Source organism: Denitratisoma sp. agr-D3, from assembly GCF_054658675.1.
Map to the genome: position 1 here is coordinate 657,823 of NZ_BAAGIA010000001.1, position 16,101 is coordinate 673,923.

Sequence of the window (16,101 nt, forward strand, 5' to 3'; positions counted from 1 at the left end):
CCGGGACGGCTCACGCCTTCAGTCGGTCGCGGAACAGTTCCCGCAACTTGCGGGTCTTGGGGCCCACCACGTATTGGCAGTAGGGTTGTTCCGGATTGCGGGAGAAATAGCGCTGGTGGTATTCCTCGGCGGGCCAGAAGGGCGCTGCCGGCACCAGTTCGGTCACCACCGGGGCTTGCCAGGTGCCCGACGCTTCCAGTTCGGCGATGAGTCGGCGGGCGATGGTTTCCTGTTCTGAATTCTGGAACTGGATCACCGAACGGTACTGGCTGCCCACGTCGTCCCCCTGGCGGTTCAGGGTGGTGGGGTCGTGGATGGCGAAAAAGGCCAGCAACAGGGTGCGGTAGTCGATGACGGCCGGATCAAAGGCGATCCGCACCACCTCCGCATGACCGCTATGGCCGCTGCACACGCTGCGGTAATCCGGGTGATCGAGGGCGCCGCCGCTGTAGCCGGAAACCACCGAGGCCACGCCTTGCAACTGGCTCAGGGCAGCCTCCAGGCACCAGAAGCAACCGCCGCCGAGGACCGCTATTTCCTGGGCTGGGGATGTCGGGTCAACCATGGTTCGCCTCCGTTTTGTCGTTCCCGCGAGGGCGCCATTATGCTCCCGGCAAGTCGGTGGCGGCACGGCAACGGCAGACTTGGCTATCATTCGAGGGTTTCAGGGTTCCGTTTCGAGTGGGAGCCCGCGTCATTCCCGGAGCCCCTATGACCCCCAGCCAGTTGTTCGACCACCATCTGCCCCTGTTGCGACAGGCGCTAGCGGCGGTGGGCAACCGGGTCTATTGGACGCCCTTCACCGAGAACCCCGCTGCCCTTGATGAAGCAAGCCTGGCGGCGGGCAAGGCGGCCTTCCAGGCCTACCGCGATGCCTCTTTCTATCTGGACCAACCGGGGGTGGTGGGGCGCAACGGGCGCGAGGTGTCGCCCTACGGCTTCGTCCTCAACGTCTCCTATCCCGTCTGTAATCCCGATGCCCTGATCCTGGCCGCCCGCGGCGCCCTGGTACCTTGGGTCAAGGCGGGTCCCGAGGCGCGGGTGGGCGTCTGCATCGAAATCCTCAAGCGCCTGGAAGCCCATGGCGTGGAACTGGCCCAGGCGGCCATGCACACCACCGGCCAGTCCTTCAGCTTCGCCTATCAGTTTTCCGTGGCCCAGGCCCTGGACCGGGGCCTGGAGGCGGTTGCCTGCGCCTATCGGGAAATGAAGCAGGTGCCTGGCCGTTCCACGTGGACCCGCGGCAATCGGCATGGCGCCATCGCCATGGACAAGACCTTCACCCCCGTGCCGCGGGGGATGGGGCTGGTGGTGGCCTGTTCCGTGTCCCCCACCTGGAACGCCTTCCCCGGCATTTTCGCCAACCTGGCCACGGGCAACCCGGTCATGGTCAAACCCCATCCGGAGGTGATCCTGCCCCTGGCCATCACCGTCGCCACGGCCCGGGGCGTGCTCAAGGAGGCGGGTTTCGATCCCGACCTGATCAGCCTGCTGGTGGACGACGAAACCGGCACCATGGCGCGCATCGCCGCCCTCAAGACCGAGGTCCGGCTAATCGACTACACCGGCGGTCGCTTGCAGGGCCAGTGGCTGGAAGAGAATGCCCACCAGGCGGTGTTGTTCGCACAAAAGTCCAGCCTCAACTGCGTGGTGGTGGATGGCACGGACGACTATCGCGGCCTGCTGCGCAACCTGACCCTGACCCTGTGCCTCAATTCCGGCCAGTTGGGCGCCACGCCGCGCTTGATCCTGACGACGCGGGAGGGGGTGAAAACGCCCCAGGGCATCGTCTCCTCCGAGCAGTTCGGCCGGGATCTGGCCCTGGCTTTGGGGCGCTTCTGCGATGAGGGCGAACGGGCCCTGGACGTGCTCGGTTGCCTGCGCAGCGAACGCCTGCTGAAAACCCTGGCCCTGGCTCGTCAGGCCGGCGAGGTGCTGCGGGATTCCGCGCCCCTGGAGCACCCGCAGTGGCCCCAGGCCCGCGTCCATAGTCCGATGCTGGTGAAAATCGGCAGCCGCGACGGCCGCCCCCTGGAAGGGGAGCCCTTCGGTCCGGTCTGTTTTCTCACCGAAGCGGCCACCACGGCCGAGGCCCTCGTCCTGGCGGAAAAGGTCATGGAACACCACGGCGCCCTGGCGTTCGGGCTCCATTCGCTCAATCCCCATTTCCAGGCCCTGGCCGAGGACGTTTCCTTGCGCCTGGGGGTGCCCCTGCACCTGAATTTGACCGGGAAGGTGTTGATGAACCAGTACGCCGCCTATGCCGACTTTTACGGCACCGGGGCCAATCCGGGGGCCAATTGCAGTTTCACCGATTCCGCCTTCGTTTCCCGCCGCTTTTTCCTCGTCCAGACCCAGCGCCCGGCGGCTTGAAACGGCCTAGCCGCCGCCGTCTCCCTGTTTGCGTAAGCAAGTCGTAAGTGGTTGAGGTAAGAGTTTTATTCTTCTGAATGGGTTATCATTGACGACCCGCTCAAAAACGGCGGCACGGTCAGAATCCAAAGGCGATGCGCTCCCGTTCGGCTCCATAAGGGCCTGCATCGTTCCGCTTCGGTCCGTATCAAAAATCTCAACGCACCTTACAGCAAGGAAGACGCATGAAGATCCATGAGTATCAGGGCAAGGAAATCCTGAAGAAATTCGGCGTGGCGGTCCCGCGCGGCATTCCCGCCTTCACCGTCGAAGAGGCGGTCGAGGCTGCCAAGCAGCTGGGCGGCCCGGTTTGGGTGGTCAAGGCCCAGATTCACGCGGGCGGTCGCGGCAAGGGCGGTGGCGTGAAGGTCGCCAAGTCCCTCGACGACGTGAAAACGCTGGCCGGCCAGATTCTCGGCATGCAGCTGAAGACCCACCAGACCGGCCCGGAAGGCCAGAAGGTGCGTCGTCTGTACATCGAAGATGGCGCAGACATCCAGAAGGAATACTACATTTCCCTGGTGACCGACCGTGCTTCCCAAAAGGTGGCTTTCATTGCCTCCAGCGAAGGCGGTATGGACATTGAGGAAGTGGCTCACAGCACTCCCGAAAAGATCGTCAAGATCTTCATCGATCCCCTGGCTGGCGTGACCGACGCCCAAGCCAAGGAACTGGCCAAGGGCATCACCCTGCCGGAAGACTCCGTGCCCCAGTTCGTCGACCTGTGCAAGAAGCTCTACACCTGCTACATGGAAACCGACGCTTCCCTGGTCGAAATCAACCCCCTGAACCGTGACAGCAAGGGCAACATCATCGCCCTCGACGCCAAGTTCAACTTCGATTCCAACGCCCTGTTCCGTCATCCCGAAATCGTCGCCCTGCGTGACCTGGACGAAGAAGACGCCGACGAAATCGAAGCTTCCAAGTTTGATCTGGCCTACATCTCCCTCGACGGCAACATCGGCTGTCTGGTGAACGGCGCTGGTTTGGCCATGGCCACCATGGACACCATCAAGCTGTTCGGCGCCGAGCCCGCCAACTTCCTCGACGTGGGCGGCGGTGCCACTACCGAGAAGGTGACCGAAGCCTTCAAGATCATGCTCAAGAATCCCAAGGTCAAGGGCATTCTGGTGAATATCTTCGGCGGCATCATGAAATGCGACACCATCGCCACCGGCGTGGTGACTGCTGCGCGTGAAGTCAAACTGTCCGTACCCCTGGTGGTGCGCATGAAGGGCACCAACGAAGACCTGGGCAAGCAGATCCTGAAAGACTCCGGTCTGCCCATCATCTCTGCCGACAGCATGGCAGAGGCCGCTCAGAAGATCGTCGCCGCCGTCAAGTAAGGGGAAGAAGAATGTCCATCTACATCAACAAAGACACCAAGGTCATCACCCAGGGCATCACGGGCAAGACCGGTCAGTTCCACACCGAGAAGTGCCAGGAATACGCCAACGGCAAGAACTGCTTCGTGGCTGGCGTGAACCCCAAGAAGGCTGGCGAAAAGATTTTTGATATTCCCATCTTCGGTTCCGTCAAGGATGCCGCCAAGGAAACCGGCGCCACCGTCTCCGTCATCTACGTGCCCCCCGCCGGCGCCGCTGCCGCCATCTGGGAAGCCGTGGAAGCCGATCTGGACCTGGCCATCTGCATCACCGAAGGCATCCCCGTCCGCGACATGCTGGAAGTGCGCAACAAGATGAAGGCCAAGGAAGCCGCCGGTGGCAAGAAGACCCTGCTGCTGGGCCCCAACTGCCCCGGCCTGATCACCCCCGATGAAATCAAGATCGGCATCATGCCCGGTCACATCCACCGCAAGGGTCGCATCGGCGTGGTTTCCCGCTCCGGCACCCTGACTTACGAAGCCGTGGCCCAGCTGACCGAAATCGGTCTCGGCCAGTCTTCCGCCGTTGGTATCGGTGGCGACCCCATCAACGGTCTGAAGCACATCGACGTGATGAAGGCCTTCAACGACGACCCCGAAACCGACGCCGTGATCATGATCGGTGAAATCGGTGGCCCCGACGAAGCCGAAGCCGCCCTGTGGTGCAAGGCCAACATGAAGAAGCCCGTGGTCGGCTTCATCGCAGGCGTGACCGCCCCTCCGGGCAAGCGCATGGGCCATGCTGGCGCCTTGATCTCCGGCGGTGCCGACACGGCCGATGCCAAGCTCGCCATCATGGAAGAGTGTGGTTTCAAGGTGACCCGCAACCCGTCCGAAATGGGCAAGTTGCTCAAGGCCCTGCTGTAATCTCCCTTAATCGGGTATAAAACCGCGTCGGCGTCAGCCGGCGCGGTTTTTTTATTTTCGTCCTCGGTATTTATGGATCTGGTTTCCTCTGCCTTCTGGCTGTCGGTTTTTCAAATCATCGTCATCGATTTGCTGCTCTCCGGCGACAACGCCGTGGTGATCGCCATGGCCTGCCGCAACCTGCCGCCCCAGCAGCGCAAGCAGGGCATCCTCTGGGGCGTAGTGGGCGCCGTGGGCCTGCGCCTGGCATTGACGGCCCTGGCCGCCACCTTGCTGGGGCTGCCCTATCTCAAGATCATCGGTGCGCTGTTGCTGTTGTGGATCGGCACCAAGTTGATGTTGCCCGAGGACGAGGAGGGACATGACATCGAGGGCTCCTCCCGCCTGATCGGTGCCGTCAAGACCATCATCGTCGCCGACTTCGTCATGAGCCTGGACAACGTCATCGCCGTTGCGGCGGCGGCCCACGATTCCCTCTGGCTGCTGCTGTTCGGCCTGGCCGTGAGCATTCCCCTGATCATTTTTTCCAGCCAGTTGGTGCTGCATCTGATGGAACGCTTCCCGGTGGTCGTGACCCTGGGCGCCGCGCTGCTGGGCTATGTGGCGGGGGACATGCTGGTGGCCGATCCCCTGCTGACCGGCCGTTTGCCGGCGGGTCATGGCGTGCATTGGCTGGCCGGTGTGCTGGGAGCCTTGCTGGTGGTGGCGACGGGAACCCTGTTGTCCCGCCGCGCCCGGGCGGAGAGCGACCGGACCGTATTGTGACGGCCGGGGCCTGCTAGGGCTGCTGCTCCGGCGCCGTCATGGCGTGGCTTTCATCCGGGTGGCTGGCCCGCACCAAGAGGATGTCGTCCAGGCTGTCGATGAAGGCCTGCACCACTTGCGGATCGAAGTGGCTGCCGGCGTGGGTGCGCAAATAATCCACCGCCTGCTCCACCGGCCAGGCTTCTTTGTAGGGGCGACGGCTGGTCAGAGCATCGAAAACGTCCGCCACGGCACAGATGCGACCGGCCAGGGGAATTTCCTCGCCCTTCAGTCCCCGCGGGTAACCGCTGCCGTCCCATTTTTCGTGATGGGTCAGGGCGACGGTCTTGGCCTGGGTCAGCAGTTCCGACGAATGGCCGTCGAGCAGGGTGTAGCCGATCCATGAGTGGTTTTTCATCTGCTCGAATTCCTCCGGGGTCAGCTTGCCCGGCTTGAGCAGGATGCTGTCTGGAATGCCGACCTTGCCCACGTCGTGCATCGGGGAGATGGCCAGCAGCATTTGCGCCGCCTCGTCGCTGAGGCCAAGTTTTTTGGCCAGGATCATGCAGTAGCGACTCATCCGCACCACGTGGGCGCCGGTTTCCGTGTCGCGGAATTCCGCCGCCTGGCCCAGGCGGCTGAGGAGTTCCATCTGGGTTTCGCGAATTTCGGCGGTGGCGTCCAGGACCTCCTGGTGCAGGCGCGCCGCCCGCTGCTTTTCCATCACGTAAAACGCCCGGGACTCCAGGGTGTTGCGGATGCGGAGCAGGATTTCCCAGTGCTGGAATGGTTTGGTCAGGAAGTCGCGGGCGCCGGCATGGAGGGCCTTCTGCCGGGTTTCCTGGTCGTTCTGGGCGGTGAGGACGATCACCGGCACATAGTCGGCGCGGATGTGGGGCGAGAGCAGTTCCAGCACCTGGATGCCGTCCAGGTGAGGCATGCGGATGTCGAGCAGGATCAGATCGTAGCGACGCTCCAGGTGCTTGGGCAGGACCTCCCGGGGATCGGTCAGGCCGTCCACCTGGTCGTAGCCGGCTTCGTCGAGAATGGTCAGAAGCAGTTCCACATTGGCCGGATTGTCGTCCACCACCAGAATGCGGGCGGCGTAAATCCAACTGTCGAGATTGTCGAAATCAGGCATCTTGTCCATGGGCGACACGCTCCAGGCTGGCCAGCAAGAGATTCACCTTTACCGGCTTGGTCAAGTATTCCACCACGCCCGCTGCCAAGGCCTTCTGGCGGGTTTCCTCCATGGCATCGGCGCTGAGGGCGATGATGGGGATGTCGCGGGTGCTTTCGTCCGCCTTGAGGATGGCGGTGCCTTCAATGCCGGAGATGCCCGGCAGGTTGATGTCCATCAGAATGATGTCGGGCTTGCCGGCGCGGATCAGGCCGAAGGCCTCGTCGCAGGATCGGGCCATGCGCAGTTCGTAGCCGGCGAGGTTGTCGAAGATGCTGTGCATGAGCTGGATGTTGGACGGGTTGTCCTCGACGCAGAGCACCCGCAGGGTGCCTTCGTGCCGTAGCGGTACGGTGTCGACCTCGGTGGGCAGTTCGCGTGCGAGCGTTTCCGTGTCCGCGCCGGCGATGGGAATCCGCACCCAGAACTCCGTGCCGGCAGCGCAGCTGGTGAAGCCGATGTCGCCGTGCATGGCGTGGATCAGTTGGCGGGTGATGGTGAGGCCGATGCCGGTGCCCTGGATTTCACTATTCTCCGCGCCGAGCCGGTTGAAGGGTTGGAACATCTCGGCCTGGCGTTCCGGCGGTATGCCGTAGCCGGTGTCGGCAATGGTGACCTTGACGTGACCGGGGCCGTCCGTTTCCCCCCGGACCCGGACCGAGCCCTGGGGACGGTTGTACTTGATCGCGTTCGACAGCAGGTTGAACATGACCTGTTGCAGCCGTACCCGGTCCACCCGCACCAGGGCGTCGCCGCCGTCGATGGTGCATTGGGTCTCGACGGTGATGCCAGCCTGCTCCGCCAGGGGCAGCACCTTGGCGATGCAGTCCTCCATGATGGCCCGCAAGCTGGTTTTTTCAATGGACAGGGAGAGCCGCCCCGACTCGATGCGGGACAGGTCGAGGACTTCGTTGATCAGGTGCAGCAGGTATTCGCCACTGCGCAAAATGTGCTGCACCTGTCCCGCCTGTTTTTCATTGAGGGGGTGGCGGGTGCTGTTGGCCAGGATTTGGGCGAAGCCGAGAATGGCGTTGAGGGGGGTGCGCAGTTCATGGCTCATGCTGGAGAGAAACTCGGTCTTGGCGCGGTTGGCCTTCTGCGCGGCATCCATGGCCTGTTGCAGGGTGATCGCATCCTCGTGGCGCTTGAAGGCGAAGCCGATTTGCACGCCGATGTTGCGAAAGGTTTCCATCAGTTCATTGTCGACCTGGGGGATGCCCACGCCGAAGCATTCCACCACGCCGAGGATTTCATCGCCGGCGGTGATCGGTATGCCCAGGGCCGCGCTCAGGCCGGCTTCCACCCCGGCCCGATAGCGCGGCAGATGGGCCGTTTCGTGGGGTTCGCTGGTGGTGACGAACACGGGGCGCCGCAACTCCAGCACCCGTCCCGGCAGGCCCGTGCCGCGCCGATAGCAGAGGGCTTCGGTTTGTTCCCGGAATGCCTGGAAACGGCGGGCATTGGAGAGATACCACTGCTTCGACGAGCGCAGGACGCTGGGATTCTGCGGGTCGATCACGTAAGCGTGGGCCACCTGCCAATGCATGAAGTCGCACACCTTGGCCAGGCAGCGGCGGATCGCATCGCGGCGGTCGAAGGCTTCGTTGGCGGTGGCGGTGATGTCGTTGAGCAACGTGGTCAGGGCACTGCGCCGCAGCAGGTCGTTGCTGAGCCGTTGCAGGGTCTGCTGGGCTTCCATCAGTTCCGTGATGTCCGTGCGCACCGAGACGAAGGCGTGGGGCGAGGGATTGCCGGGGTCGGCGGGGGCGATCACGCTTTTCACCCAGTAGAGCTCGCCGTTCTTCTTTTGATTGCAGACAACGCCGGACCATATTTTCCCCGCCGTGAGGGTGGCCCACATGTCCTGGTAGAACTCCGGTGAATGCACGTCCGACTTCACCACCCGATGGTTCTGTCCCAGCACTTCTTCCCGGCTGTAGCCGCTGACTTGGCAGAACAGGTCGTTCACATACGTGATGTTGCCCTTGCTGTCCGCCATGGTCACCAGGGTGTGCATGTTGAGGGCCTTCAGCAGCTGGTTCATTTCGGCCATGCGGGCCTCCACCTCGGCTTCCACCTGGGCGTGCTGAGCCTTGAGTTCCTGGGTCATGCGCCGCAGGTTTTCTTGCAGTTCGCGGGCTTCCCGGTAACCGGCGACGTTGGGAATGTCCTCGCCTTTTCCGGCGGCCTGGCTGATTTGTTCCAGGGGCCGGGCGATGTAGCGTCCCAGCAGCCAGATCGCCGCGAGGAAGAGGGCCAGCAAGGGCAGGGCGGCGACGATAAGGGCGCTGCGCATCTGGTGGCTGATGTGCACCAGGTCCTCGCGGCTTTCCCGCACCACCAATGTCCATCGTGGCGAGCCGAGCTTGGGGTCGTCGGGGATCGCCTGGGCCAGATTGAGCCAATCGGCCGTGGCCCAATGACTGGGGGCATCGCCCGTGCCGGGTGGGCGATCCGGCAGGGGGCTGCCCACCAGGTTCTTCGGCCCGCGCAATACCATGCCTTTTTCATCCAGCAACAGCACCTGGCGGTGAACCCCCTGGGAGGACTCCAGTTCGTATTCCTGCAACAGGCCGTCGAGCCAGAACCAGTTGAGGCGGCCGCTGAGGACAGCTTCCCTCTTGCCCTCCGGGCCGATGGGGATGGCGATGTCCAGCAGGCGCGGCGGCAGGCCATCCTCATCGGGCGGCAAGAGCGGGGCCAGCATTTCCGCCCGGTGCACGCTGCCGATGTAGGGGCCGCTCAGGCTGCGCTGGAACCAGGGCCGTTGCGCCATGGACCGGCCCAGTAAATGGCCGTGGCTGGCCACCAGGACGCGGCCTTGGCGGTCGGTCAGTCCGATCCAGGCATAGCCTTCGTATTCCCGCAGCATCTGGTCGAACACGGGTTGCAGGCCCTGGATGGAGAAGCGTTCGCCACGGCCGATGGTTTCGCCCACGGTGCGTAGTTCATAGAACCGCTCTTGCAGGCTGATCAACACGCGGTGCTCGGCGTTCTTCGCCACCGTCGCCATGCGCTGCGCGGATTGCCGCTCCACCTCCCGGGATTGCAGGACGTTGGCCAGCATCAGGACGCCGGCAACGCACAGCACCAGGGTGAGGGAAACGGAGAGCACCAGTAGGCGGCGCAGGCTCGGGACGGTGGTCATGGAGATGGCGAAGGGCTCCAGGCGATGTGGATGGCAAACTTATTTGCAGTATGAAGCAAATATGACGATTTTCGATTTATATAACAAAAGTTATATAAAGAAAAGGTCGGCCGTCACGGCCGTCAGCCGGCTGGTGCGTCGTCCAGGGGAATCAGGCGGCCATGGGCGGTGAAGAAAACCGCGCAGCGGACGGGAATGCCCGTGTCCTCGAACAGTCCCCGGTAGCGGGTCAATTGGGGGCGATGGGTTTCCGCCTGCTGGCGGAGGGTGGCGTCATCCACGTCGGTGCCGGCGAAAAGGCTCTTGTAGTCCACGATCCAGCGGATGCCGTCATCAATGAAGCTGCGATCGACCACGTGGGCGCGTAGACCGTTGTCCTCCCGGCTGGTGAGGGCCAGTTCGCTGCCGGAGCCGGGCCGGGCCCTGAGCAGCCAGCGTCCCTCGGTACTGTCCAGGGTGGTGCCCAGGTTGCGCAGGACCGTCTGTGTGCCCTGTTGCGCGGCGGCGGGACCATGGCCCCGGGCCAGGAGCCAGCGTCGGACCGGCTCGGTCAAGGCGGCCAGGCGGGTGCTGGGCCAGCGGGCCGGATCGTCGTCGGCGATGAGTTCCAGATAACGATGCACCAGGATGCCGATGTCCGCCTCCAGGCTGTGGCTTGCCGTCGCGGCGTCCAATTCGTCGTTGCCGGCATCCGCTTTGACCGCGCCCGGGGGAATGCCGAGGGCTGTGGCGATGGCCGGCGCGGCCAGCCGTTCCAGGCGGGGGGTGAAAGGGGGCGCCACGGTGGCGTCGTCGCCGATTTTTTCCTCCCGGGACGTTACGGCTGCCTCGAACTCGCCGCCGATGGCGGGCCAGAGCAGGGCCAGGGCGGCGTTCTTGGCCGGTGGGCGACAGATTTCCCCCTCCTTGCCGCTGGGGCTCACGGCGCCGAACAAATGCAGTTGGCGCTTGGCCCGGGTTGCCGCTACGTAAAGCAGGCGCTGGCTTTCATGCTGAGCGCGTTGCTTCTCGAATTCCAGCAGGTAGTCGTAACGGCTGGGGGGACCGCTTTTGTCGGTTTTTTTGCGCGGCAGGGGTGCGACCACCAGGTGTTCGTCGCCGTCGTCGAGCAGCACCTGCTCCCACACCAGCAGGGGACGGTCGTTGCCCCGCAGGGGGCGATGCAGGCCGGGCAGGATCACCGTGTCGAACTCCAGCCCCTTGGACTTGTGCACCGTCATCAACTGGATGGCGCCGCCCGCCGGATCGGGGGCGGCGTAGAGCTTGGCCATGTCCTCCGCCAGCTGCTCCAGGTCCAGGCTGCCCTGGCTTTCCGCGCCGTCGAGCAGGGTCAGGAAGGCCTCAACGTCGAGGGCATCGTTGTCGTCCCGCAGGCAGAGGGGGCCGCCCAGGCATTGCCAGACGCCTTCCACCCAGCGTCGGGGCCGGTGTTGGCCATGATGGGCGAAGGCCTCCGCCAGCACCGCGCGGACATGGCCCAGTCGTTGCCGACCGTCGTCGCTGAGCCGGCCGAGACGGGCATCGTCCTGCATCAACTGCCAGATCGTGCGGCGATGGTCGTCGCCGGCGAGGACGTGCAGGTCGGCCAGGGTCAGGCCGCACCAGGGCGCGCGCAACACCGCCAGCCAATGGACCCGGTCGGCCCGGTGGTGCAGGGCCCGGGTCAGGGACAGCAGGTCCTGCACCGCCTGCCGCTGGTCCAGGGCCTCGATTTCCACTGCCTGGTAGCGCAGATCGGCAGCTTCCTGGCGCAGTTCGCTGACCAGGGCTTGCAGATGGCTGCGGGCGCGCACCAGCACGGCGATGCTGCCGTTGGGGTCCTCCCGCCGGGTCTGGCGCAACAGGCTGATGATTTGCCGTGCTTCCCGGTGATCCATCGGTCCCTCTTCCTCCATCTCGCCATCCGCGCCGTCCACGACGGGATGGATCCACACCCCGGCCTCGGGGGCGCTGCCCAGGGTCGGGGCGGCAGGGGCGAACCTGACCGCGCCGCGGCGGGGATCGTCCGCGGCGGCGAACACGCTGGGGAAGGTGGCGTTCACCCACGCCACCAGTTGCCGCTGGGAGCGGTTGTTGCGGTAAAGGCGCAGGGGCTTGAGGCGGATGCCGCCGATGCCCCGTTCCCGCACCTTGAGGAACAACCCCACGTCGGCCTTGCGGAAGCGGTAGATCGACTGCATGGGATCGCCCACCAGGAACAGGGTGCGGCCATCCTCCGCCTGCCAGTCGGCGGTGAGTTGTTCCAGCAACCGCACCTGGACCGGGCTGGTGTCCTGGAATTCGTCCACCAGCAGATGGCTGAGGCGATAGTCGAGCTTTTCCCGCAATTCGCTCGGGGCCTCGCTGCTGCCCAGGGCGGCCAGGGCGTTCTGGGCCACCTCGATGAAGTCCACCTGGCGCTGCTCGAGGAACACCAGCCAGAGTTGGGCCGAGGCCAAGGTCAGCAGCAGGGCGAAATCGGCGATCAATTGCCACTCGTCCTCGCCCGGCTGCGGGTCGGGCAGTTGGCCAATGCGGGCCAGTTGCGCCTCGCTGCTGGCGCTTTGCTTGAGGGTGGCGATGACGTCCTTGAGGGCTTCGGCCAGGGGTTTGACGTCTTTCTCGCTGAGTTTCAGGGTCGGGTCAAAACGGCTACGCAGGGTGCCGGTCCTGGTCAGCAGCAACTCCCCCAGGCCGCGCCAGCGGGGCAGTTCCTCGGCATGACCGGCGAGGGGGCGGGTCCAGTCGAGCAGATTGGCCACGTTGTCCGCGCCGCCGTTTTGCCGGGCCATGTCGCCAGCGTAGCGGGCGGCGGCCATCATGGCCTGTTGCAGGGCAGGCGGCAGGGCGGTGGCAATGGCGGCCAGTTCGTCGTTGACCAGGCTCGCCAGGGCGGTCCGGCTCGGTCCGCTGTCATGGTGTTGGCCGTGGATGTGGCCCAGCCACTGGTCGCGGGTGGCGAGCATGGCTTCCAGCAGGCTTTGCACCTTGCGTGCGTCGTTGTCGAAATAGGTCAACACCCGGGTCAGTACTTCCTGGGCGGCGACGGTTTCCTCGCCGTCGTCTTCCAGCATGTCCAGGGTGTTGCGCGCCGCTTGGCGATAGAGGGGGGCGGCGTCGGCACTCACCGCCGGCTGGGCGCCGAAGCGGGAGAGGAAGGGCATCTGCCGCGCCAGCTTGCCGCACAGGGCGTCCAGGGTGGTGACCTGGAGCCGGCCCGGGTGGTAGCGCAGGCCCCAATCCCGGGCTTCGTCCGCCGCCAGCACCTGGCGGCCCAGGTCGTAGGTGATTTGCTTGTGGGGCTGGTCATCGCCGGGACGTTGGCCCGAGGCGGCCAGGGCCAGGCTGTCCACGATGCGGGCGCGCATTTCCGCTGCCGCCTTGTTGGTGAAGGTGAGAGCGACGATCTCTTCCGGGTCCTGCACCGTGGGCAGCAGGGCCAGAAAGCGCTGGGTCAGCAGTTCGGTCTTGCCGGCGCCGGCGGGGGCCTCGACGATGATGGATTCCCGCGCCAGGGCGGCGCGGCGCGCCGCGCCGTCGGCGTTCAGCAGGGCGTCGTCGTCATGACTCATGGCCGGCCCTTTCCTGCTGTGCCTTGCGTTCCGCCAGCCGCAGCAGGGGCAGGACGTCGCAGTAACGCAAGTCCTTTTCGTCGCTAAAGCTCACCGCCGCCTCGCCGGCCTTCACTTCCCGGGCGATGGCGGCGATGCGCTGCCGCCAGTGTTCGAGGACGCTGGGCCAGTCGGGGAAACGTTGGCTGTCGGCGAACAGCTTGCGTCCCGCCTTGCTGTCCAGGCCCGCCACCTTGGGCAGCAGGCCGTCTTCCTCGCCCAGGCCGATGAAGGACGGATCGTCCAGCAGTACCTTGGCGAACACCACAGCGGCGATGGCGTTGTCCGCCGGCTGGGCGATGGCGGCGTAGATGGGCAATTGCGGTTCGGTGATGCGCTCCGTGGCCCAGTTCTGGGTATCGATGGCGGCACCGGTCTTGTAGTCGATGACGAGCAGGCGGCCGTCTTCCAATTGGTCGATGCGGTCGATCTGCATGTTGGCGGCGATACCCTCGATTTCCACCCGTACCGATTCCTCGCAGGCGACCACGGTGAACGGTTGCGGCCGTTGCAATTCCACCGCCAGCCAACCCATCACCAGGCGCAGGATGCGCTGCCGCTCCAGGGCACGGAAGCGGGGTTTGAGGGACTCCCGGCGCGGGTCCTCGTCGTGGCCGGCCAGCACGGCATCGATGGCGGCCAGCACGGCATCGCGGCGGCGGTCGTCGTCCATGGCCTGCAAGGCGTGCAGGGTTTTCACCTGTCGCCAGAAATACTCCAGGGTGTCGTGCACCAGGCTGCCCCGTTGCGCCGGGTCCAGGCCTTCCACCGGTGTTTCCAGTTTCTTCGCGCCGAGCCGGTACTGGTAGTAGGCCCAGGCGGGGCAGATGGCCTGTGCCCGTAGCAGCCAAGTACCGCCCTGGACGGTCTCGCCTTCCGCCACCGGTGGTGCCAAGTGGTCGTCGAGGGGCGGGGCGAAGGCCGCCGGGTCGCGGTGCTTGGCCCAGTGGGGCGAGTCCGGGGCGTCCCGTTCCTCGGCCGGCAGCAGCCTGGACAAGAGCGGACTGGGACGCAGCCCGCTGCTGCCTTCGTTGCGGGGCCAGGAGAACACCACCTCCGGCGCGCTGCGGCCCAGCCGACGCTGCACCGTGGCGGCAAACGCCAACTGCACCGTGGCGCTGGCGTTGGGGGTGCGCCGGTCCCGCTGCAATTCGGCGGGCAGCAGGGGGTTGGGCCGGGCCGGGGGCGGCCAGGCGGCGTCGGTCATGCCCATCACCCAGAGGGCGTCGAAATTGAGGCCGGTGGTTTCCAGCAGGCCCAGTACCTGGATGGGCGGATTGCCCTGGGTCTTGGGTTGGAAGACCCGCTCCCCGCACAACTGGGTCAGGTGCTTGAGGGCGGTGGCGGCATTCACTTCGTCCAATAGGGTATCGAGTCCCGCCAGCTTGCGGGTCTCTTCCAGAAAGGCGAGTCGGGTCTGGTATTCGTGGCTGGTAAGGGTGCGCTCGGCCAGCCAGCCGCCCTGGTCGAGCAGGGCGAGGAAGGCTTCGGCCCAGTAGGAAGGGGCTTTGCGCCGGGGCAGCTGGTCGCCGGCCTGGATCAGCGCGTCCAGGTCGGCCAGCAAGCGCGGTACGGCCAGGGCATGGCGCTCCCCGTAGAACGTGGCGAAGGACAGATAGCGGCGCAGACTGGCCTTGGGCGCCACCCCCTGGCGCAGGCCGGCTTCGATGCGGGCCCGGTCGTCGGCTTCGCTGCCGCCGGCGGACCAGTAGGGGCTGCGCAGCAACTGGCTGAACTGGCCCTGTTCAATGGGCTTGGGCATGGCGACCAGGCGCAGCAGTGCCAGGGCCGTCGCCACCAGGGGATGGCGGTGCAGCGCCAGGCCGAGACTGATGTTGTAGGGCCGGGCCCCCTCGGCCCCGGCCGGACGGATGGCCCAGGGAGCGAGCACGTCGTCCAGGGTGTCCTGGATCAGCGTGCGACAGGCGGCCAGGTCGGGGACGACGATACCCAACCGGGCCTGGGGATTGTCCGCCAGTCGGGCCCGGGCCCAGAGGGCGGCGGCGAGGCATTCGGCGGCCGTGTCGGGATAGGAGACGGCACGCTGCCGTTGTGGTCCGGCGTCGGCCTCCCGCTCCCATAGTTCGTCCTGATCCTCCGCGTCGTCTTGCACGGCGGGGTGGGCGGTATCGAGTTCGTCCACCCAGCAGCCGCGCTCGCGGCAGATTTCCTGGAGAGACTGTTCGATGGGGGTGTAGCGGTCGAAGCCAGCGAGCAGGATGTGTCGCGGCAGGCTCGGAACCGCGGCGGGGTTGCTGATCAAGGCCAGCAGGGCCCAGTGCAGGCGGGTTTCGTCCACCAGGCCGGCCTTGTCGCAGGCGGCGAGGAAAGCCTTGCGCCAGGCCAGGAAACGGCGGGTTTCATCGCTGGCGAAAGCGCCATCCAGGGGCAGCTTCCAGCCCACGGCGACGGCATGGGCTTCCTTCGCCGTGGCGGCCATGGCGGCGATATCGAATAGGGATCGCTGTCCGTCCTCCAGGGATCCGCTGATGATCCCTTCCCACAACAGCCTTTCCTCGAAGCCGCCCAGGGGGCGCCGCTGCAACAACGGCTGGGCCGACAGCTGGGCCTCGTCGGCGCGCAATTGCAACACCTCCGCCTGTTCGGCCAGCCATTCCCCCACCGTGCGGGCCGCCAGGGTCGGCCAACGGACCAGCCCGGCACCGGCTTGCAACTGGTCGTATTGTTGGCCCAATGCCTGGGCCAGGCGCCGGGTGGCGCAAAGCACAAGAACCGAACTCTGTGCAAGTAGACGAGGCAACTGTGGCAAGGCGAG

Annotated in this window: 9 protein-coding genes; 4 read left to right on the forward strand and 5 right to left on the reverse strand. The window is 65.4% G+C overall.

Going from position 1 to position 16,101, the window contains the following annotated elements; all coding sequences use genetic code 11:
* Window positions 1–10: 10 nt before the first annotated feature.
* A complete protein-coding gene (gene msrA / locus ACYQ2U_RS03130) occupies window positions 11–565 on the reverse strand; it encodes a peptide-methionine (S)-S-oxide reductase MsrA (protein ID WP_459948873.1) in 555 nt (184 codons plus the stop codon).
* Window positions 566–711: 146 nt separating this feature from the next.
* Here msrA and paaN point away from each other — a divergent pair, with 146 nt between their 5' ends.
* From paaN to ACYQ2U_RS03150, 4 genes are all read left to right on the forward strand, one after another.
* Window positions 712–2,373 (forward strand): phenylacetic acid degradation protein PaaN, encoded by a 1,662-nt coding sequence (paaN, locus tag ACYQ2U_RS03135; RefSeq protein WP_459948874.1) that lies wholly within the window; start codon window positions 712–714, stop codon window positions 2,371–2,373.
* Between the two features lie 224 nt (window positions 2,374–2,597).
* On the forward strand, window positions 2,598–3,758 hold the full coding sequence (sucC, locus tag ACYQ2U_RS03140) for an ADP-forming succinate--CoA ligase subunit beta (RefSeq protein ID WP_459948875.1): 1,161 nt from the start codon (window positions 2,598–2,600) through the stop codon (window positions 3,756–3,758).
* An 11-nt stretch (window positions 3,759–3,769) separates the two neighbouring features.
* Complete coding sequence (gene sucD / locus ACYQ2U_RS03145; RefSeq protein WP_459948876.1) at window positions 3,770–4,663, forward strand: succinate--CoA ligase subunit alpha; 894 nt, start codon at window positions 3,770–3,772, stop codon at window positions 4,661–4,663.
* A 72-nt stretch (window positions 4,664–4,735) separates the two neighbouring features.
* Window positions 4,736–5,428, forward strand: a complete 693-nt coding sequence (locus ACYQ2U_RS03150) for a TerC family protein (RefSeq protein WP_459948877.1) — start codon at window positions 4,736–4,738, stop codon at window positions 5,426–5,428.
* Window positions 5,429–5,441: 13 nt separating this feature from the next.
* On the opposite strand, the gene ACYQ2U_RS03155 is transcribed toward ACYQ2U_RS03150, so the two are convergent.
* From ACYQ2U_RS03155 to ACYQ2U_RS03170, 4 genes are all read right to left on the reverse strand, one after another.
* On the reverse strand, window positions 5,442–6,557 hold the full coding sequence (locus tag ACYQ2U_RS03155) for an HD domain-containing phosphohydrolase (protein ID WP_459948878.1): 1,116 nt from the start codon (window positions 6,555–6,557) through the stop codon (window positions 5,442–5,444).
* Entirely contained in the window at window positions 6,541–9,735 is a 3,195-nt protein-coding gene (locus ACYQ2U_RS03160; protein WP_459948879.1) for an ATP-binding protein, read from the reverse strand. The genes ACYQ2U_RS03155 and ACYQ2U_RS03160 overlap by 17 nt, the downstream gene beginning before the upstream one ends.
* 122 nt (window positions 9,736–9,857) lie before the next feature.
* Complete coding sequence (locus tag ACYQ2U_RS03165; protein ID WP_459948880.1) at window positions 9,858–13,286, reverse strand: UvrD-helicase domain-containing protein; 3,429 nt, start codon at window positions 13,284–13,286, stop codon at window positions 9,858–9,860.
* Window positions 13,276–16,053: a PD-(D/E)XK nuclease family protein gene (locus ACYQ2U_RS03170; protein ID WP_459948881.1), complete on the reverse strand. Its 2,778-nt coding sequence runs from the start codon at window positions 16,051–16,053 to the stop codon at window positions 13,276–13,278. The genes ACYQ2U_RS03165 and ACYQ2U_RS03170 overlap by 11 nt, the downstream gene beginning before the upstream one ends.
* Window positions 16,054–16,101 lie beyond the last annotated feature (48 nt).